Annotated in this window: 15 protein-coding genes and 1 pseudogene; 9 read left to right on the top strand and 7 right to left on the bottom strand. The window is 65.5% G+C overall.

Translation table 11 applies throughout. The features are described 5' to 3' along the window. Nucleotides 1-7: 7 nt before the first annotated feature. Nucleotides 8-1,555: pseudogene (locus TQ29_RS08015) on the bottom strand (NAD(P)H-hydrate dehydratase). 178 nt (nucleotides 1,556-1,733) lie between these two features. Between TQ29_RS08015 and TQ29_RS08010 the strand changes: the two are divergent. The 3 genes from TQ29_RS08010 to TQ29_RS08000 all read left to right on the top strand — a co-directional run bounded on the left by TQ29_RS08010 (nucleotide 1,734) and on the right by TQ29_RS08000 (nucleotide 4,726). Then, complete coding sequence (locus TQ29_RS08010) at nucleotides 1,734-2,072, top strand: P-II family nitrogen regulator (protein WP_037210016.1); 339 nt, start codon at nucleotides 1,734-1,736, stop codon at nucleotides 2,070-2,072. Nucleotides 2,073-2,145: 73 nt separating this feature from the next. Continuing rightward, nucleotides 2,146-3,552, top strand: a complete 1,407-nt coding sequence (gene glnA, locus TQ29_RS08005; protein WP_054538727.1) for a type I glutamate--ammonia ligase — start codon at nucleotides 2,146-2,148, stop codon at nucleotides 3,550-3,552. 184 nt (nucleotides 3,553-3,736) lie between these two features. Beyond that, on the top strand, nucleotides 3,737-4,726 hold the full coding sequence (locus TQ29_RS08000; RefSeq protein ID WP_054538726.1) for a hypothetical protein: 990 nt from the start codon (nucleotides 3,737-3,739) through the stop codon (nucleotides 4,724-4,726). A 50-nt stretch (nucleotides 4,727-4,776) separates the two neighbouring features. Here the strand turns inward: TQ29_RS08000 and TQ29_RS07995 are convergent, their stop codons facing one another. The 3 genes from TQ29_RS07995 to TQ29_RS07985 all read right to left on the bottom strand — a co-directional run bounded on the left by TQ29_RS07995 (nucleotide 4,777) and on the right by TQ29_RS07985 (nucleotide 7,739). Then, on the bottom strand, nucleotides 4,777-5,982 hold the full coding sequence (locus TQ29_RS07995; protein ID WP_054538725.1) for a bifunctional 2-polyprenyl-6-hydroxyphenol methylase/3-demethylubiquinol 3-O-methyltransferase UbiG: 1,206 nt from the start codon (nucleotides 5,980-5,982) through the stop codon (nucleotides 4,777-4,779). Continuing rightward, nucleotides 5,979-6,767: a DUF3445 domain-containing protein gene (locus TQ29_RS07990; protein WP_054538724.1), complete on the bottom strand. Its 789-nt coding sequence runs from the start codon at nucleotides 6,765-6,767 to the stop codon at nucleotides 5,979-5,981. Before TQ29_RS07990 ends, TQ29_RS07995 begins: the two co-directional genes overlap by 4 nt. A gap of 81 nt (nucleotides 6,768-6,848) precedes the next feature. Further along, complete coding sequence (locus tag TQ29_RS07985) at nucleotides 6,849-7,739, bottom strand: endonuclease/exonuclease/phosphatase family protein (protein WP_082386577.1); 891 nt, start codon at nucleotides 7,737-7,739, stop codon at nucleotides 6,849-6,851. A 95-nt stretch (nucleotides 7,740-7,834) separates the two neighbouring features. Between TQ29_RS07985 and TQ29_RS07980 the strand changes: the two genes are divergently transcribed. Further along, entirely contained in the window at nucleotides 7,835-9,049 is a 1,215-nt protein-coding gene (locus TQ29_RS07980) for a bifunctional alpha/beta hydrolase/OsmC family protein (RefSeq protein WP_054538722.1), read from the top strand. 140 nt (nucleotides 9,050-9,189) lie between these two features. Here TQ29_RS07980 and TQ29_RS07975 read toward each other — a convergent pair whose 3' ends face one another. After that, the gene (locus tag TQ29_RS07975; RefSeq protein ID WP_037210023.1) at nucleotides 9,190-9,789 is read right to left on the bottom strand and encodes a biotin transporter BioY; all 600 of its coding nucleotides are present in this window, start codon (nucleotides 9,787-9,789) and stop codon (nucleotides 9,190-9,192) included. A 64-nt stretch (nucleotides 9,790-9,853) separates the two neighbouring features. After that, nucleotides 9,854-10,270, bottom strand: coding sequence for a DUF6314 family protein (locus TQ29_RS07970; RefSeq protein WP_054538721.1), 417 nt, complete (start codon nucleotides 10,268-10,270; stop codon nucleotides 9,854-9,856). Nucleotides 10,271-10,345: 75 nt separating this feature from the next. Between TQ29_RS07970 and purB the strand changes: the two genes are divergently transcribed. From purB to TQ29_RS07955, 4 genes are all read left to right on the top strand, one after another. Beyond that, on the top strand, nucleotides 10,346-11,653 hold the full coding sequence (purB, locus tag TQ29_RS07965; protein ID WP_054538720.1) for an adenylosuccinate lyase: 1,308 nt from the start codon (nucleotides 10,346-10,348) through the stop codon (nucleotides 11,651-11,653). 87 nt (nucleotides 11,654-11,740) lie between these two features. Then, entirely contained in the window at nucleotides 11,741-11,902 is a 162-nt protein-coding gene (locus TQ29_RS20940) for a chitin-binding domain-containing protein (RefSeq protein ID WP_173585960.1), read from the top strand. Between the two features lie 93 nt (nucleotides 11,903-11,995). Continuing rightward, the gene (locus TQ29_RS07960; RefSeq protein ID WP_255353414.1) at nucleotides 11,996-13,039 is read left to right on the top strand and encodes a FliG C-terminal domain-containing protein; all 1,044 of its coding nucleotides are present in this window, start codon (nucleotides 11,996-11,998) and stop codon (nucleotides 13,037-13,039) included. Nucleotides 13,040-13,152: 113 nt separating this feature from the next. Next, nucleotides 13,153-14,082, top strand: a complete 930-nt coding sequence (locus TQ29_RS07955) for a lysophospholipid acyltransferase family protein (protein WP_054538719.1) — start codon at nucleotides 13,153-13,155, stop codon at nucleotides 14,080-14,082. A 4-nt stretch (nucleotides 14,083-14,086) separates the two neighbouring features. On the opposite strand, the gene TQ29_RS07950 is transcribed toward TQ29_RS07955, so the two are convergent. After that, the gene (locus TQ29_RS07950) at nucleotides 14,087-14,794 is read right to left on the bottom strand and encodes a thioredoxin family protein (protein WP_054538718.1); all 708 of its coding nucleotides are present in this window, start codon (nucleotides 14,792-14,794) and stop codon (nucleotides 14,087-14,089) included. 235 nt (nucleotides 14,795-15,029) lie between these two features. Here TQ29_RS07950 and acnA point away from each other — a divergent pair, with 235 nt between their 5' ends. Then, nucleotides 15,030-17,783 carry an aconitate hydratase AcnA gene (gene acnA, locus TQ29_RS07945; RefSeq protein WP_054538717.1) on the top strand — a complete coding sequence of 918 codons (2,754 nt, stop codon included), beginning with the start codon at nucleotides 15,030-15,032 and terminating at the stop codon, nucleotides 17,781-17,783. Nucleotides 17,784-18,231 lie beyond the last annotated feature (448 nt).

Here is an 18,231-nt window from a genome sequence, read left to right as displayed (position 1 = left end):
CCGCCGGTCAGACCTCCAGCGCGCGGAAGACCTGCGGCAGCATGTCGGGCAGATCCTCGGCCACCAGCCCGGGTCCGAAGCGCAACGCGCATTCCACATGCAGCCAGGCCGCCGTTTCCGCCGCCTGCATCGGGGCAAAACCTCGCGCCAGCAGCCCGGTGATGAACCCCGCCAGCACATCGCCCGCGCCCGCTGTTGCCAGCCAGGGCGCGGACCTGTCATAAAGCGCCGAATTGACGGCGCAGCGCCCGCCCGGATCCGCGATCACGGTATGCGCGCCCTTCAGCAGCACGATGCAGCCCGCGCGCGCGGCCGCCGCGCGTGTGGCGCCCACCCTGGAAAGAGCCGGGCCTTCGGCCGGCGCCTCCGCGATATCCGGGAACAGCCGCGCGAATTCGCCCGCATGGGGGGTGAGCACGGTTTCGGGGTGCAGCATTTCGAACAGCGCCTCCGGCGCCTCGGCGAAGGAGGACAGCGCATCGGCATCCAGCACCGTCGCGCGCCCCGCCGCCAGCGCGGTTTCGACCAGCGCGCGGGTGTCCTTGCCCAGGCCCAGGGCGGGGCCGAGGCAGAGCGCGTTCAGGCGGGTATCTTCCAGAACCTCTTTCAGCGCCCGCGCGTCCTCGACCCGTTTGAGCATGATCGCCGTGAGCTGGGCCGCGTTTTCCTGCAGCGCCGCGGGCGGGCAGCCGAGTGTCACCAGCCCCGCCCCGATGCGCAGCGCGCCGCGTGCGGCCAGCCGGGCGGCGCCGCCCCGCCCTGCACCGCCCGACAGGATCAGGGCATGACCGTGATCATACTTGTGCTGCTGGGGCTTTTTGCGCAGCGCGTCGATCATCGCGGGGCCGCCGGTGATATGGCGCGGGTCTTTTGACATTCATGCCTCCGGCGGGGATATTTTCTGGAAAGATGAAAGGCCGATGTCCTTGACGACGATCCTGCCGCACAGGCGCGGCCCCTCCCCGAGCCGGTGGCCGCGCTTTTCCGAGTGGAAGGTAACGGTCAGTTCGGCCGGGAAGGCGGCGCCGAGCACGGCGCCGGTGTCGGCATTCAGCCCTGTCGGGATATCGACGGCGACAAGGTGCCAGGTGGCGGGACCCTCGGGCAGGCTCTGCGCCAGCTTTTGCAAGGCGCCCTCCAGCGGGCGGGTCAGCCCGGTGCCGAAGATCGCATCGACAACCAGATCCGGCGCGGGCGACAGCGGCTTTGCGCCGGCATCAAGCGGGTGCAGCGGCCCGAGCGCCCGCCACCGCGCGCAATTGGTTTTTGCATCCGCGGGCAGCTTTTCGGCATCACCGTAGAGGAACACCGCGATATCCCAGCCGCGTTGTTTCAGCATTCGCGCCACTACGAACCCGTCACCACCATTGTTTCCGGGACCGCATAAAATCACCGCCCTGTGCGGGGTCTGCGCCAGGCCCGGCCACTGTTGAAACACGGCCTCGACCACACCGCGCCCCGCGCGCTCCATCAGATCGAGCCCGGTAACGGCGCCGGCGCCGATTGCCGCCTGTTCGATGGCGCGCATTTGTGCAGATGTCAGCGGTTCAGCCATTCATTCCTCGGTCAACTTTCAATATTGCCTATTGTTTTTGCGTGACGCATAAATTTAGGGCTGGCGGGAGTGAATCCTTGGGGGCATCCTTCGCCGGCCAGTCTAGCCAATTGTTCCCGCCGGGCGAAAGTGTTCTCACACCTGTCAAAACGGCAATCCAAAAAGGGAGTTGAGACCTGTGAAAAAGATCGAGGCGATCATCAAGCCCTTCAAGCTCGACGAGGTCAAGGAAGCGCTCCAGGAGATCGGTGTGCAGGGCCTCAGCGTGATTGAGGTGAAAGGGTTTGGGCGCCAGAAAGGCCACACCGAACTCTATCGCGGGGCCGAATATGTGGTCGACTTTCTGCCAAAGGTAAAAATAGAGGTGGTGCTGGCTGACGATCAGGTCGAAAGCGCCGTCGAAGCGATCATCGCCGCGGCCAAGACCGACAAGATCGGCGATGGAAAGATTTTCGTCTCGCCCATAGAACAGGCCATCCGCATCCGGACCGGCGAATCCGGCGAAGACGCACTCTGAACACTGTTACACCGGCCGGGGCGCTGCGCGCGCCCGGTCACAGCGACCATCCAAAGAGGGGAAGAAGGTCATTATGAGCAAGGACGCAGTTCTGAAGACTATTGCGGACGAGGATGTCGAATATGTCGATATCCGTTTCACCGATCCGCGCGGCAAGTTGCAGCACGTGACGGTGATGGCAGACCAGGTGGATGAAGATTTTCTGGACGATGGCTTCATGTTCGACGGCTCGTCGATCGCCGGCTGGAAGTCGATCGAAGAGTCGGACATGAAGCTGATGCCCGACACCGACAGCGCCTACATGGATCCGTTCTATGCGGAGAAAACGCTGTGCATCCACTGCTCGATCGTCGAGCCTGACACCGGTGAACCCTATGCGCGCGATCCGCGCGGCACCGCCGAAAAGGCCGAGGCCTATCTGAAATCCTCTGGCATCGGCGATGTGTCCTACTGGGGCCCCGAGGCCGAATTCTTCCTGTTCGACGATGTGCGATTCTCGGTCGAGATGAACAAGGTCTCGTTCCAGGTGGATGCGCAGGACGCGGCCTGGAACTCGGACACCGAGTATGAAATGGGCAACATGGGACATCGCCCGGGCATCAAGGGCGGCTATTTCCCCGTGAACCCGACCGATGACGCACAGGATCTGCGCAGCGAAATGCTGTCGACCATGAAGCGCATGGGCATGAAGGTGGACAAGCATCACCACGAGGTCGCCTCGTGCCAGCATGAGCTGGGGCTCATCTTCGGCTCGCTGACCCATCAGGCCGACGAGCTGCAGAAGTACAAATACGTGATCCACAACGTCGCCGCCGCCTATGGCAAGACGGCGACCTTCATGCCCAAGCCGATCTCGGGCGACAACGGCACCGGCATGCATGTGAACATGTCGATCTGGAAAGACGGCAAGCCGCTGTTCGCGGGCGACAAATATGCCGATCTGTCGGACGAGGCACTGTGGTTCATCGGCGGCATCCTGAAGCACGCGAAAACGCTGAACGCCTTCACCAACCCCTCGACCAACAGCTACAAGCGTCTGATCCCGGGTTTCGAGGCCCCCGTTCTGCGCGCCTATTCCGCGCGCAACCGGTCGGGCTGTGTGCGTATCCCGTGGGCGGAATCGCCCAAGGCCAAGCGCGTCGAGGCCCGCTTCCCCGATCCGGCGGCCAACCCCTATCTGTGCTTCGCCGCGCTGCTGATGGCCGGTCTGGACGGCATCAAGAACAAGATCGATCCGGGCGAAGCCTCGGACAAGGATCTGTACGATCTGCCGCCCGAAGAGCTGGCCGGGATCCCGACCGTTTGTGCCTCGCTGCGCGAAGCGCTCGAATCACTGGCGGCTGATCACGACTTCCTTCTGGCCGGTGACGTGTTCACCAAAGACCAGATCGAAGGCTACATGGAGCTGAAGTGGGATGAGGTTTATGCCTTCGAGCACACGCCGCACCCGGTCGAGTACAAGATGTACTACAGCTGCTGATTACATCTTCAAGATGTAACCGGAAACAATGGGGGCGCCTTCGGGCGCCCCTGTACAATTGTGGCAACAATTAACCCATTGTGACCGAGATAAGGAGAATAAACTTTAAAACGGCCCTACTGTCTCCGCATTCGGGTGTCAGGTTGGTTTGCATCAGATGACTTCCGAGTGACGGAGAATGACAATGTTTGATCAAACGAGCAGCGTGGATGCAACGATCCTGTTCGACTGCCCGCTCGGCGTGGATTTTGTTAATCTGGTTAACGAGTTGGAACGCCCTTTCCGCAATATCGCGCTTGAGTTCGATGAAACCGCTGTTGCCGAAGACAGCCACGCCGTTTTCATCAATGAAAGCATCGTGCTGCGCATTGGTTACGGGCCGAACGAGAATTTCGCGCGTGATCTGAGCGGCGTCGCCCGCCCGACCCAGTCCCGCGTAAGCACCACCATGGTTGAAACCCTGCTGGAGAGCGTTCAGGCGTCGCTTGTCGTGTCGGTCGAGCGGGGCGCGGGCCGCGTGGTCCCCGACCGTATCCTGCTGGGCGCCTGTTTCCATGTGGTCCGGCATCTTCTGCGCAGCCAGAAGGCAAGCCTGGTGCACTGGAGCCATTCCAACACCCTGTTCACCGCAGAAGAGTTCGAATCGCCGACCCTGACGGGCTATGCGCCGCAACCGCGCCGACCCGAACGCAGCGCGGCGGCCGAGGCGACGCCGCGCCCGAAGATGGGCATGGCGATGGGCGCCGGCAAGTTTCAGGAAAGCCACATGCAGGTGTCGCGCAACCACGACCGGCTGGACGAAAGCTTTGCCAACGCGGTGCGCGGCGACATGCCCGGCGAGACCACGACCCGCCGCTATACCGGCGACAGCCGCGAGGAAGAGCGGCTGCGCCGCGCCCGCCGCCGCATTTTCGCAAGCGACATGATCGAGAGCGAAGATGTAAAGCGTTCGGCGCCGCCCGAAGAGATCGGCCTGCTGGAACAGCTTTCGGTCTATGTGATGACCATCACGTTGATGGTGCTGTCCTTCCCGGTGGGTTTTGCGATGCTGATCTACAACGTGCTGCGCGGTGAGAACCTGAAGATGACGGCGCGTGCCATGGCCCTGACCGGGGTCGGCGTCGGGCTGGCATCCACCCAGGCCACACAGACCCTGTTGTCGATGATGGTTTAACCCAGCCCTCTCAGGCAAAGGCGGGTTCCCGTTCGCGGGGGCCCGCCGGCTTATGCGGGCTGCGCGTAGAGCATCATGCCCCAGCCGCACAGCGCCCTGTCGATCACGCCCCAGCGCGCCGAAAAGGCGATCGGGTCCAGCCCGGCGCGCGCGCCGATGGCCGAAAGCGGGCGGCGCCCGTCGATCAGGCCGATCAGCGGCGCCGCGCTTTTCGGCACTGTCTCCACCCTTTTTTCGGCGCCGGCCGTCATCGTGATCTGCCCCTTGGCGGCCACCGCGCGGGCAAGCTGCGGGCCGGGAACGCCTTTCAGATGCGGCACCAGCGAACGGTCGCTTGCCCGTGCCTGCGCCACCGCGCCACGCCCTGCGGGCACCGCGTAGGCGATATGGGTCTTGATCGTTCCGCGCAGCTTTTCCGCCACATCCATCCGCGCGATCCGGCCCATGCTTTCGGGCGGCGCGATGCCGGGCGGCAGCAGGCGCGCCAGATCATAAAGCGCGGGCTGGTTGAAACTCACCAGATCCAGCCCGGCCCCCGACAGCGCCGCCGCAAGCTCGGCCACGGTGAACGGCCGATCCTGGCTGTGCAGCAGCAGATCATAGAACCCCGCGTCGCTTTGCTCGTGATCCACCAGGTGCGGGTTGCGGCGAAACGGGTGCCCCTCGGGCAGGCGTTCAAAGATCCGCCTGGCCCGCGCCAGCCGCTCTGCCGGCGGCAAGCCGGGCAGCACCGCGCCGAACGCCTCTTGCAACGGGTAGACCCCGCTGCGCCCGTAAGGCGCATAGACCATCAGCCCGATCCCGCCATCGGGCGCCAGCGCCGCCGCCAGCGCATCGAAACCGGCCTGCGGATCGGGCAGATGATGCAGCACGCCGCAACAGTCGATATAATCGAACGGGCCGTGATCTGCTGCGTCCAGCAGGCTGCCGGTGATGAAACGGATGCCGCTCAGTCCCCGTATCGCGGCGCGCGCCTCGGCCACCTTGCGCGCCGCGACGCTGAGATCGAGATAGGTGATCTCACACGGCCGCCCGGCCCGATCCATCAGCGCGGCAAGCTGGATCAGCCCGTCGCCCGTGCCGCCCCCCGCCACCAGCGCGCGCAACGGCTTGCGCCAGTCGCGCCGGCCGCCATAGATGAAATGATCGATCTCATGCGGATGCGAGGGCGAGCCGACGATCAGCCGCCGGCGTTCTTCCTCGGGATCACGTTCGGGATAGGGATAGGCCTCGTATTGCTCTTGAACGCCGTTCATCCCTGCGCCTCTCCGGCACCGGGCAGCGTGGCGCGCTGTTCCGGGCTCAGATCCTCGCGGCGCAGCACGTAGGTGTGGATGGAAAACACGATTGCCCCGGTTTCCGGCAGGCGCAGGATGCACTGCCGTTCCGACCGCACGAAGGGCGCGCTCCACTGCGCCCGCTGCCGCGGCGGCACCTCGGGGCGGGGCATGAACAGCGACGGGTCGTCATAGGGATGCGCATTTGCCCGCCACAGCACCCTGCCCGGCGGTACCGCGTCGAACATGCGCTGAACACGGGCGGCGATATTCGCGTCATAGGGCGCGACCGGCCGGTGGATGCGGCTGAGCGGGCGCATGAATTTCTCGGCCAGGGTCCATTCCGAGGGAAAACACAGGATCGCGCCGCTCAGGATATGTTCGCCTTCGCCGCCGGGCTGAAGGATACAGAAATCTTCCTGCACCAGCCGGCCGAGGGTCTGCATCGGCGCGGTACGGTCCAGCGGCACAAGCACGCCATCGGGCCGGGTGACGCCATCGGCCGCGATGCGGAACGCGGGCCGCGCGTCCAGATCGCCCAGCACCAGCTCCAGCAATTCCTCGCCCGCCTCCCGCGCCGATGGGTCAAGCGCGCAGACCGCCGCAGGCTGTTCCGCGATCAGCCTGTCGCGCTCGGCCATCTGGGCGGAATAGGCGTCATCCACCACCAGCCAGTCTTTGAAATCAAGCGGTTGCGTGCCCGGCAGCCGCGACAGGCGCGGGTCGGACCATGGGGTGTGCGGAAGGCTGCGCTGCAGGATCATCGGAACCGTCGTCTTTTGTGGATCGCGCCGATGCTAGGGAAGGCGGCGGCGAAGGGAAACCCCTCTCGCCCGGCGCCCCGGTCAGAGCGCGACATGCGCCACAAGGCCGCGATGATCAGACCCGAGCTTGCCGCGCAGCCGGTTCACCCCGCCGCCCGGCGCCAGCACATGGTCGATCGCGATGGGCATGAAATGAAACAGGTCATAAGAGCCGCGCACCGGCCCCGCGCGCGTGCCGTCCGTGGCCCGCGCCACCTGGCGCACCGTGTGCGACCACGGCACCATGTTGAAATCCCCCGCCACGATCACCGGCCCCTCCAGCCCGCGCAGCACCGGCAGCAGCCCGGCAAGCTGTTCGGCCTGCTCATGCGGCCAGGGCCAGTGAAGATGCATCGACACCAGCCAGACCGCTCCTTTCGGCGTGTTCAGCTGAAGGGCGGCCAGCCGCTGCGCACAGATCGCGCTGCCCGGAATCGCCGGAAAGCGCGATGCGAGCGCGACCCCGCTTTGGCCCGGTTCGGCGCAGTCAAGCTGTGTCGGCAACTGCTCCTTCAGCGAGGCCAGCACATGGCGGTTGCTGGGCACGGTTTCCTGCAGGGTCAGGAAATCCGGCGCCACGGCGGCGATATCCGCGATCTGGGCCTGACGGTCGGCGGGGCGGGCGTAAAGGTTCTTTTGATAAAGCGTGAAGTCATGGCCGGCCCCTGCGCGCAAATAGCTCTGAAGCACCGGCACCTCGGCCAGCGCCAGCAGCGCCAGCCCGGCCAGCGCCGCGCGGCGCAGGCCGCTCAGCCAGATCAGCGCGCACAGCAGCGCCGCCAGCCCGGCCAGCGGCAGCCGGAACACCGCCAGCGAATCCCCCAGCGGGTGCAGCGCCCCCGCGAAACTCAGCCCCAGCGTCACGAAAACCGCCGCCGCCAGCGCATAGATCATCACTCGCCCCATGCCGATAAGCCGCCTGTCCTGTCGCATTGCCTCACCTTGGCGTTATGGCATTGTCACAGCCCTTGCGACAGGGGGCATCGGGCCCCACTCTGCGCCGAAGCACAAACCGAAGGAGCGCCGTCATGCCGATGGAAAAGATCACGTTCGAAGGCCACAGCGGCGATGCGCTTGCGGCCCGGCTCGACCTGCCCGAGGGGCCGCACCTGGGCACCGCGCTCTTCGCCCATTGCTTCACCTGCGGCAAGGATATCCACGCCGCACGGCGAATCGCGCAGCGGCTGGCGGCGATGGGCATCGCCGTGCTGCGGTTCGATTTCACCGGGCTGGGCCACTCGGGCGGCGAGTTCGAAAATACCTCCTTCACCACCAATGTCGGCGATCTGATCGCCGCCGCCCGCTATCTGGAACGGCGCGGCATGGCGCCCGGCCTGCTGATCGGCCATTCGCTGGGCGGGGCGGCCGTGCTCCGGGCCGCCGGCAGCCTGGACAGCGTGAAAGCCGTGGCAACCCTGGGCGCCCCCTTCGATCCGGCCCATGTAACCCGCAATTTCGCCAGCGCCGACCCGCACCTGCACATCGACGGCTCGATCGAGATGCACCTGGGCGGGCGGCCGGTGCATATCGGCGCCGATTTCATCCGCGACGTGGCCGAAGCCCGGCTCGGCCCGGCCATCGCCGGGCTGAAACGGGCGCTTCTGGTGATGCACGCCCCGCGCGATCAGGTCGTGGGCATCGACAACGCCACCCAGATCTTCGCCACCGCCAAACATCCCAAAAGCTTCGTCACGCTCGACGATGCCGACCACCTGATATCGGCCCCCGACGATGCCGAATACGCGGCCGAGGTGATCGCCGCCTGGTCGCGCCGCTACCTGGCCCTGACCCCGCCGCCGCCGCCGCCCGGCGCGCCCGAAGGCATCGTGCGCGTCTCCGAATCCGATCCCGCCGGCTTCCTGCAGGATGTGCAGAACGGCCCCTTCCACCACATGCTGGCCGACGAGCCCAAGGCCTATGGCGGCACCAACAGGGGCATGTCGCCCTACGGCTTTCTGGCCGCCGGGCTGGGCGCCTGCACCTCGATGACGATCCGCATGTATGCCCGCCGCAAGGGCTGGCCGCTGACACATGTGCGCGTCGACGTGACCCACGACAAGGTCCACGCCCAGGACGCCGAGCATGGCGCCGACCACAAGATCGACCGTTTCACCCGCGAGATCGTCCTGGAAGGCACGCTGGACGACGCTCAGCGCGCACGCCTGCTGGAGATTGCCGACAAATGCCCGGTGCACCAGACGATGGAACGGCGCAGCATGGTCGAAACCCGGCTGATGGCCTGAGCGGCGGCAGGGCAAACCGGCGCCCTGTTTCTTTTCCGTCCCAATATCCCCGCCGGAGGCAAAACCGCCCGAAGGGCGCAAAAGAAACGAGGCGCAGCCATCGGCTGCGCCTCGCATTCAGATCAGATCCGGCAGTAGGATCAGCCGCGGGCCTTGCCCACCAGCTTCCACACGCCCGGCACGATCAGCGCCGCCAGAACCAGCTTCAGCCCGTCACCGATCAGGAAGGGCGTCAGACCCCACGCCAGGATCGGCTTGTCCCAGCCGTAAAGCTGGCCCAGCCACAGCAGGCCCGGCACGTAGATCAGCGCATTGCCGATCAGCAGCGCCAGCGCCATGCCCGAAACCGAACGGTCCATGCCGCGCCGCGCGGCGATGCCCAGGGCAACCGTGGCCAGCACATAGCCCAGCAGGTAGCCGCCGGTGCCGCCCATCATGTATTCCAGCCCGTTCTTCTCGGCTGTGGACGAGGCGAAAACGTCAAACCCCAGCGCGCCGATGGCCATGTAGCCCAGGATCGTCGCCAGACCCAGACGCGGGCCATAGGCCGCGCCCACGGTCAGAACCGCGAAGGTGCCCATGGTCACCGGTACCGGCCACATCGGCACCTTGATCTGGGCGCAGATCGTCAGCACCGCGATGCCCAGCACCACCAGAACCGCCTGTTTCACCCGCAGGGCCATGCCCTCGCTCGCGCCGATCGTCTCGACCAGCACCCTGTCCGTCGTTGCAGTCGTCATTTTCAAGTCGCCTCCTGTTCCCGTTTCGCGCGGTTTTGCCCCAGCGGCGGCACACGCGCAAGCCTCAATCACCAGGCCGCCGGTAGGTACTGCGCATGACATAGTCCTTGCGCGGGCCCGTCACCCGCCAGAGTGTGCGCCACCGCGGCCAGTCTGAAAAGTCATATCGCACCTGATAAAGATCGGGGCCGCAATGATGCGTCGCCTGCTCACTTCCTGTACTGCCGAAGCCGTGAAACGGGCGCCCGTCGTCGAAGAACACCGCGATCCCCGCCGCCTCGGCGCGCCACAGATAGCGCCGGGTGGCGGCCATGGGCGGCTGTCCCGGCAGATGCAGCACGCCCTCTTCGTCATAGATCAGCCCGTCGGCACCCGGCGCGAACCGGGCCCGCCCGTCGAACCGCCCCGCGGCACCGGCCAGCGCGTCGCTGATCTGCCGCTCCAGCAGCCAGTCACCTTCGAATGCCGCAAGCTCCGGCATGCCTTCCCTCCCTTGCCGCTTTGCCCGCCCGGGGTTATGACGGCCCCGATCCCGCAACACAAGCAAGGCCCGCCGATGATCCCCCGCTATTCCCGCCCCGAGATGGTCGCCATCTGGTCGCCCGAGACCAAGTTCCGCATCTGGTATGAGATCGAGGCCCATGCCTGCGACGCACTGGCCGCCCTCGGCACCATCCCCAAGGAAAACGCCGAAGCGGTGTGGAAGGCCAGGGACGTGGAATTCGACGTGGCCCGGATCGACGAGATCGAGGCCGTGACCAAGCATGACGTCATCGCCTTCCTGACCCATCTGGCCGAGATCATCGGCAATGACGAGGCCCGCTTCGTGCATCAGGGCATGACCAGCTCGGATGTGCTCGACACCTGTTTCAACGTCCAGCTCGTGCGCGCCGCCGACATCCTGATCGCCGATATGGACAAGCTGCTCGAGGCGCTGAAGCGCCGCGCCTATGAACATAAGGATACGGTGCGCATCGGCCGCAGCCACGGCATCCATGCCGAGCCCACCACCATGGGCCTGACCTTCGCCCGCTTCCATGCCGAGATGCAGCGCAACCGGAACCGGCTGGAAAAGGCGCGGTTCGAAATCGCCACCGGCGCGATCTCGGGCGCGGTCGGCACCTTCGCCAATATCGACCCTGCGGTCGAGGCGCATGTCTGCGAAAAGCTGGGCCTGGTGCCCGAACCGATCAGCACCCAGGTGATCCCGCGTGACCGCCACGCGGCCTTCTTCGCCGCCCTCGGCGTGGTCGCCAGCAGCATCGAGAATGTCGCGATCGAGATTCGCCACATGCAGCGCACCGAAGTGCTCGAGGCCGAGGAATTCTTTTCCGCCGGGCAAAAGGGCAGCTCGGCCATGCCGCACAAGCGCAACCCGGTGCTGACCGAAAACCTGACCGGCCTGGCCCGGCTGGTGCGCATGGCGGTGGTTCCGGCGATGGAGAACGTGGCGCTCTGGCACGAGCGTGACATTTCCCACAGCTCGGTCGAGCGCAACATCGGCCCCGACACCACGATCACGCTGGATTTCGCACTGGCCCGGCTGACCTCGGTGATCGACAAGCTGGTGGTCTATCCCGAGAACATGCTGGCCAACATGAACAAGTTCCGCGGGCTGGTGATGTCGCAGCGGGTGCTGCTGGCGCTGACCCAGGCCGGCGTCAGCCGCGAGGATGCCTACAAGCTGGTGCAGCGCAACGCGATGAAGGTCTGGGAGGAAGGCAAGGATTTCAAGACCGAACTGCTGGCCGACCCGGATGTCACCGCCGCCCTCAGCCCCGCCGAAATCGAGGAAAAATTCGATCTTGGCTATCATACCAAGCATGTCGACACGATCTTTGCCCGGGTTTTCGGCGAAAGCTGACCGGCGCGCGCCGGTTCTGCAATCGCCGTTTCGGGATTCGCGCGTGGCGTGATACCCTTTGGGCATTGCAGAACCGGGAGACGTGACATGACTCTCAAGACCCTTTTCGTAACCGCAATACTTGCCTTGGCGCCCGCCCTTGCTTCGGCGGAATGCCAGTGGAAACACGAAACCACCGCCAGCCAATGCGCCGAAGGCCAGGTGTTCGACGCCCAAACCGGCACCTGCGTCGCGCAGACCACAAGCTGACGTCCGGCATAATCTTCATGGGCCGCGCTGACGTATAAACCGCGCCTTAACTCCTTCGCGTCCAGTCTGCCCCGGACGTGAAGGAGAACCCGCGTGACACTCGCCCTGCCCCATGCCCCGGCACCGCCGGCGCCCCCGCCCGTGTTATTCAGCCGACGGCGCAAGGCCGCCATCATCGTGCGCCTGCTGCTCAGCGAAGGGGCGCGCCTGCCGCTCGATACGCTGCCCGACGATCTGCAAGCGGCGCTGACCGCCGAGATCGCCGCGATGCGCTATATCGACGGTGAAACCCTGCGTGCCGTCGTCGGCGAGTTCCTGACAGAGATGGAGCGGGTGGGCCTGACCTTTCCCGGCGGGGTTGACGGGGCGTTGTCGCTGCTCGACGGGCATATCAGCGAAACCGCCGCCGCTGGCCTGCGCGCGGCCAGCGGCGAACATCCCGCCGATCCGTGGAAAACCATCGCCGCGCTGGAGACCGAGACGCTGATCCCGATGGTTCAGGCCGAAAGCACCGAGGTGGCGGCGGTGCTGCTGTCGAAACTGGCGACGGTGAAGGCGGCCGAGATTCTGGGGAAACTGCCGGGCGCGCAGGCCCGGCGCATCGCCTGCGCGATTTCGCTGACCGGGCAGGTCGGGCCGGAAACGGTCGCACGCATCGGCCAGACGCTGGTGGAGCAGATCGCCAGCGCGCCGCCGCCAGCCTTCGACACGCCCGCGGCGGCGCGGATCGGGGCAATCCTCAATGTCTCGCCCGCCGCGACGCGCGATGATCTTCTGGCGGGCCTCGAGGAATCCGATGCCGCCTTCGCCGAAACCGTGCGCAAGGCGATTTTCACCTTTCAGGACATCCCCGCCCGGATCGCCCCGCGCGACATTCCGGCCGTCACGCGCAGCGTGCCGGAGGCCGCGCTTGTCACCGCACTGGCGGCGGCGCTGGCCACGGATGCGGAGGTGGCAGAGTTCATCCTCGGCAACATGTCCAAACGCCTGGCGGATCAGCTGCGCGAACGGGCCGGAGAGATCGGCCCGGTCCGCCCGAAAGAGGCCGACGCCGCGATGGGCGAGGTCGTCATGGCGATCCGCGCCCTGCAGGAGACCGGCGAGATCACGCTCATCATCCCCGATGAAGACCCGTGACAGCCCCCTGCCGCGCCCGGCTTTCGGGCCGCGCTTGCGATCGGCGCGCGTGGAATCTATGTCTGGCGCCGCAAGACCCGCGCGGCGGGGGAAACGGACAGCAAAGGGTTCCCATGGCAAAGACGCGCAAACCCGGCACCCGCTTCGGCGACTGGCTGAGCGACCGCATCCTGCGCGGGCTGATCGGCCTTGCCCTGGCCCTGCCCTATGCCACGCGGGTGCGGCTGATGGGCTGGATCACCGCGCGCATCATCGCGCCGCTGGCCGGATATGACGCGCGGGTGCGCGCCAATCTGGCCCATGTCATGCCCGACCTGCCCGAGGCCGAGGTGCGCCGCCTGGTGCGGCAGGTGCCCGACAATGTCGGGCGCACCGTCATCGAGATCTACTCGGGCCAGCAGTTCATCGACCGGATCAAGGATCTGCCGCTGAAGGGCGCGGGCGTCGCGGCGCTGGAACAGGCGCGCGCCGACAAACGGCCGGCGGTTCTGGTCAGCGGGCATTTCGGCAATTTCGACGTGCCGCGCGCCGCCCTGACCGGGCGGGGATACCCCATCGGCTCGCTCTACAACCCGATGAAGAACGTCTTTTTCAACGCCCATTACGAAAAGGCCATCGCCACCATGGGCGAGCCGCTGTTCCCGCGCGGGCGCAAGGGCTATGGCCAGATGCTGCGCTTTCTGAAGGGCGGCGGCATGATCGGCATCATGGTGGATCAGTTCATGGGCCACGGCGCACCGCTGAACTTTTTCGGCCAGCCCGCGCCCACCGCGCTTTCCGCCGCCGAGCTGGCGCTGAAATACGACGCGCTTCTGATACCGATCTACGGCGTGCGGCAGCCCGACGGGCTGAACTTCGAGATCGTGGTGGAATCCCCGATCCCGCATAGCGACGCGATGACCATGACCCAGGCGCTGAACGACAGCCTCGAGGCGCAGACGCGCAAGCATATGGAACAATGGTTCTGGGTCCACCGCCGCTGGAAACCCGCGCGCCAGGCCAGAATGGCCGAAGAGCGGAGCCGCGCGGGACGCGGCGAATAGGCCCTTAGCGCAGCCGCGCAGCCGCGATGATCGGGCCGGCGCCGGTTTCCTGCAGGATCGCCACCACCGGCGCGTCATCGGCCATTTCGAACCGCATCGCCAGCGGCGTGCGCCCGTCCCACCGGGCGACCGGCGTCAGGCTGGTGACGATATTGGAATAACGCACCGTCCGGCCCGCGTTTTCGCCGCGCGTGATCGCCACCGTCTTTTCGGGGATATAGCTGACAAGCTGCAGCACCACTTCCTTGTCCAGCGGCCGCTCGCTGGCCGCCTGGACGATCAGCCCGCCGCCGTCCCGCCGGAGCCGCAGCGTCACGGGCCGGGCCGCCGCGCGGTGGGCCTGGATCAGATCGGCCAGATCCATCGGGCGATAGCCCATCAGATGGTCTGCCCCGCCCACGATCATCTGCGGGGTATAGATGGTGCGGCTTCCCGCCGCCCGCGCATAGGCTTTCTGACGGTTGGTGAAGGCCGGAGAGGCGAACTTGTCTTTCCAGCCGATGTAATCCCAGTAATCCACATGCAGGGCCAGAGCGATGATATCTTCGCGTTTCGACAGTTCACCCAGCAGCGCATCCGCCGGCGGGCAGGACGAACAGCCCTGCGAGGTGAACAGCTCGATCACCACGGGCGCGTCTGACTCGGCCCTCAGCGGCCCGGCCAATATCAGACACAGCGCACAGGCTGCGCGAAAGATGCGGCTCATTCGCATGGTTCCCCTTGTTCCCGTCTTATTCCCGTCGTCCCGTCGCGGCCCTTCCTATGACACGGGCCGCTCGCATACCAATCAAGGTTTCGAGAGTGTCACGAAGGGCGGTTTTTACGCAACGCCGCATCTTTGTGTGCAATGGTATACAAAAAAATCGCGCAACCACTTGATTGCCGCTTCGGGATCAGGCAAGAGCAAGACAATCCAGAACCTCCGTATCACCTGAGGGAGCCAGACCATGCCCATTACCGTCGGACAAGACACATCCAAAACCCGCCGCACGCTCAGCGTCGGCGCGCAGAGCGTTGCCTATTACTCGATCCCCGCGGCCGAAGCCGCCGGGCTCGGCGATTTCTCCAAACTTCCGGCCGCGCTGAAAGTGGTGCTGGAAAACATGCTGCGCTTCGAGGATGGCGGCTTCACCGTTTCGGTGGACGACATCAAGGCGTTCTCGGACTGGGCCGCCAAGGGCGGCAAGAACCCGCGCGAGATCGCCTATCGCCCGGCCCGCGTGCTGATGCAGGATTTCACCGGCGTGCCGGCGGTGGTCGATCTGGCAGCGATGCGCGACGGGATTGTGGCGCTTGGCGGTGATGCCCAGCAGATCAACCCGCTGAACCCGGTGGATCTGGTCATCGACCACTCGGTGATGATCGACGAGTTCGGCAACCCGCGCGCCTTCCAGATGAACGTGGACCGCGAATATGAGCGCAACATGGAGCGGTACGTCTTTCTGAAATGGGGTCAGAAGGCGTTCAACAACTTCCGCGTGGTGCCGCCCGGTACCGGCATCTGCCATCAGGTGAACCTGGAATACCTGGCCCAGACCGTCTGGACCGATACCGATCAGGCCGGCGAGACCGTCGCCTATCCCGATACGCTGGTCGGCACCGACAGCCACACCACCATGGTCAACGGCCTGGCGGTTCTGGGCTGGGGTGTCGGCGGGATCGAGGCCGAGGCCGCGATGCTGGGCCAGCCGATCTCGATGCTGATCCCCGAGGTCGTCGGCTTCAAGCTCACCGGCGCGATGGTCGAGGGCACCACCGCCACCGACCTGGTGCTGAAGGTAGTCGAGATGCTGCGCGTCAAGGGCGTGGTCGGCAAGTTCGTCGAATTCTACGGCGAGGGGCTGGATCACCTGCCGCTGGCCGACCGGGCCACGATCGCCAACATGGCCCCCGAATACGGCGCCACCTGCGGCTTCTTCCCGATCGACAATGAAACCCTGCGCTATCTGCGCCAGACCGGCCGCGACGAAGACCGCATCGCGCTGGTCGAGGCCTATGCCAAGGAAAACGGGTTCTGGCGCGGCGCCGATTACGCGCCGGTCTATACCGATACGCTGGAGCTTGACATGGGCACCATCGTGCCCGCCATCTCGGGCCCGAAACGGCCGCAGGATTACACCCCGCTGGACAAGGCCGCCCAGGGCTTTTTCAAGGTCGTGTCGGAATACCGTGGCGAGGATGACAGCAACGACGCCCATGACATGCTGAACGAGGCCCCCGCCCCCGACACCATGGTGGACCCGCGCAAATCGGTAAAGGTGAAGGGCGAGGATTACGAGCTGCGCGACGGTTCCGTCGTGATCGCATCTATCACGTCGTGCACCAACACCTCTAACCCCTATGTGATGATCGGCGCCGGCCTTGTGGCACGCAAGGCGCGCGCACTTGGCCTGACGCGCAAGCCCTGGGTGAAAACCTCTCTCGCACCCGGTTCTCAGGTCGTCAGCGAATACCTGGAGGCCGCCGGCCTGCAGGAGGATCTGGACGCGCTCGGGTTCAACCTGGTGGGCTATGGCTGCACCACCTGCATCGGCAATTCCGGCCCGATCCAGAAGGAACTGTCGGAAGCGATCGCCGAGGGCGATCTGGTTGCCACCTCGGTGCTGTCGGGCAACCGCAACTTCGAAGGCCGGATCTCGCCCGACGTGCGCGCCAACTATCTGGCCTCGCCGCCGCTGGTCGTGGCCTATGCCATCGCCGGTGACATGAACATCGACCTGACCAACGACCATCTCGGCATCGACAAGGACGGCAACCCGGTGTTCCTGAAGGACATCTGGCCGACCAACGCCGAGATCGCCGAACTGGTCGAGAAGACCGTGACGCGCGAGGCGTTCATGTCGAAATATGCCGACGTGTTCAAAGGCGACGAGAAATGGCAGGCGGTGGAAACCACCGACAGCCAGACCTACGACTGGCCGCCGCAATCGACCTATGTGCAGAACCCGCCCTATTTCCGGGGCATGAGCGCCGAGGCCGGCACGATCTCCGACATCAGCGGCGCCAAGGTTCTGGCCATTCTGGGCGACATGGTCACCACCGATCACATCAGCCCGGCCGGGTCGTTCAAGGAAACCACGCCCGCCGGCAAATACCTGACCGAGCGCCAGGTCGCCCCGCGCGACTTCAACTCCTACGGCTCGCGCCGCGGCAACCACGAGGTGATGATGCGCGGCACCTTCGCCAACATCCGCATCCGGAACGAGATGCTGGACGGGGTCGAGGGCGGCTACACCAAAGGCCCCGATGGCGCCGAAACCTCTATCTTCGACGCTTCGATGGCCTATCAGGAGGCGGGCACGCCGCTGGTGATCTTCGCCGGCGAGCAATATGGCGCGGGCTCTTCGCGCGACTGGGCGGCCAAGGGCACGGCCCTGCTGGGCGTCAAGGCGGTGATCGCCGAATCGTTCGAACGTATCCACCGCTCCAACCTGGTTGGCATGGGCGTGATCCCGTTCGAGCTCACCGGCGGCGACACACGCAAATCGCTGGGCCTGAAGGGGGATGAAACCATCGCCATTTCCGGGCTGGCGGGTGATCTGAAGCCGCTGTCGGAGGTGCCCTGCACCATCACCTATGCCGACGGGACCGTGAAGGTGATCCAGCTCAAATGCCGGATCGATACCGAGGTCGAGATCGAATATGTCGAAAACGGCGGTGTGCTGCATTACGTGCTGCGCAATCTCGCCAAGGCCTCATAAGCGAAGCCGCCACCGACGCAGTGAAAAGCCCCGGCCATTGGTCCGGGGCTTTTTTGTGGCCGCAAGGGCGATGCTGCGCCTGCGAGATTCGCTGGCGCCGCCGCGTGAACAATGCGGATGCGAGCCCGCCACTGTCACGCACCGCCCCCCTCTCGGCCCCGCAATCCGGCCCAAAGGCGCGGTTTTCTTGTCGGGCAACGCGAACTATGGCCTATTCGCGGCACGAATGTGTTTACCGGCCAGGTTTCGGCCAGGGGGCTATCAGTTCATGAAGATATTTTTTCAGACGGCCGCAATTACGGCCGGCGCCACAGCTTTCATTTCCCCGAGCAGCGCGTCAGGCCGGGCCGTGAAACACGAGTAACGGGCCGTTCACCCTTGCGGTCTATACAGACACGCGGCTGTGCCCTTGGAAACCACCTGTTTCCGAAGGGCAGAGCCGAAACCG

Origin of the sequence: Actibacterium sp. EMB200-NS6 (assembly GCF_001305615.1) — a bacterium.
Taxonomy (GTDB): domain Bacteria; phylum Pseudomonadota; class Alphaproteobacteria; order Rhodobacterales; family Rhodobacteraceae; genus Actibacterium_A; species Actibacterium_A naphthalenivorans.
This window is presented reverse-complemented; position numbering and strand designations above follow the sequence as displayed.

What these genes read in the sequence shown, in the direction of transcription:
- TQ29_RS07970 (WP_054538721.1), bottom strand. Translation starts at nt 10,270, where the DNA reads ATGCCGGAGCTTGCGGCATTCGAAGGTGACTGGCTGCTGGAGCGGCAG.
- TQ29_RS07995 (WP_054538725.1), bottom strand. Translation starts at nt 5,982, where the DNA reads ATGAACGGCGTTCAAGAGCAATACGAGGCCTATCCCTATCCCGAACGT.
- TQ29_RS07985 (WP_082386577.1), bottom strand. Translation starts at nt 7,739, where the DNA reads ATGCGACAGGACAGGCGGCTTATCGGCATGGGGCGAGTGATGATCTAT.
- TQ29_RS07975 (WP_037210023.1), bottom strand. Translation starts at nt 9,789, where the DNA reads ATGACGACTGCAACGACGGACAGGGTGCTGGTCGAGACGATCGGCGCG.
- acnA (WP_054538717.1), top strand. Translation starts at nt 15,030, where the DNA reads ATGCCCATTACCGTCGGACAAGACACATCCAAAACCCGCCGCACGCTC.
- TQ29_RS07980 (WP_054538722.1), top strand. Translation starts at nt 7,835, where the DNA reads ATGCCGATGGAAAAGATCACGTTCGAAGGCCACAGCGGCGATGCGCTT.
- TQ29_RS08000 (WP_054538726.1), top strand. Translation starts at nt 3,737, where the DNA reads ATGTTTGATCAAACGAGCAGCGTGGATGCAACGATCCTGTTCGACTGC.
- TQ29_RS07950 (WP_054538718.1), bottom strand. Translation starts at nt 14,794, where the DNA reads ATGCGAATGAGCCGCATCTTTCGCGCAGCCTGTGCGCTGTGTCTGATA.
- TQ29_RS07990 (WP_054538724.1), bottom strand. Translation starts at nt 6,767, where the DNA reads ATGATCCTGCAGCGCAGCCTTCCGCACACCCCATGGTCCGACCCGCGC.
- TQ29_RS20940 (WP_173585960.1), top strand. Translation starts at nt 11,741, where the DNA reads ATGACTCTCAAGACCCTTTTCGTAACCGCAATACTTGCCTTGGCGCCC.
- TQ29_RS07955 (WP_054538719.1), top strand. Translation starts at nt 13,153, where the DNA reads ATGGCAAAGACGCGCAAACCCGGCACCCGCTTCGGCGACTGGCTGAGC.
- purB (WP_054538720.1), top strand. Translation starts at nt 10,346, where the DNA reads ATGATCCCCCGCTATTCCCGCCCCGAGATGGTCGCCATCTGGTCGCCC.
- glnA (WP_054538727.1), top strand. Translation starts at nt 2,146, where the DNA reads ATGAGCAAGGACGCAGTTCTGAAGACTATTGCGGACGAGGATGTCGAA.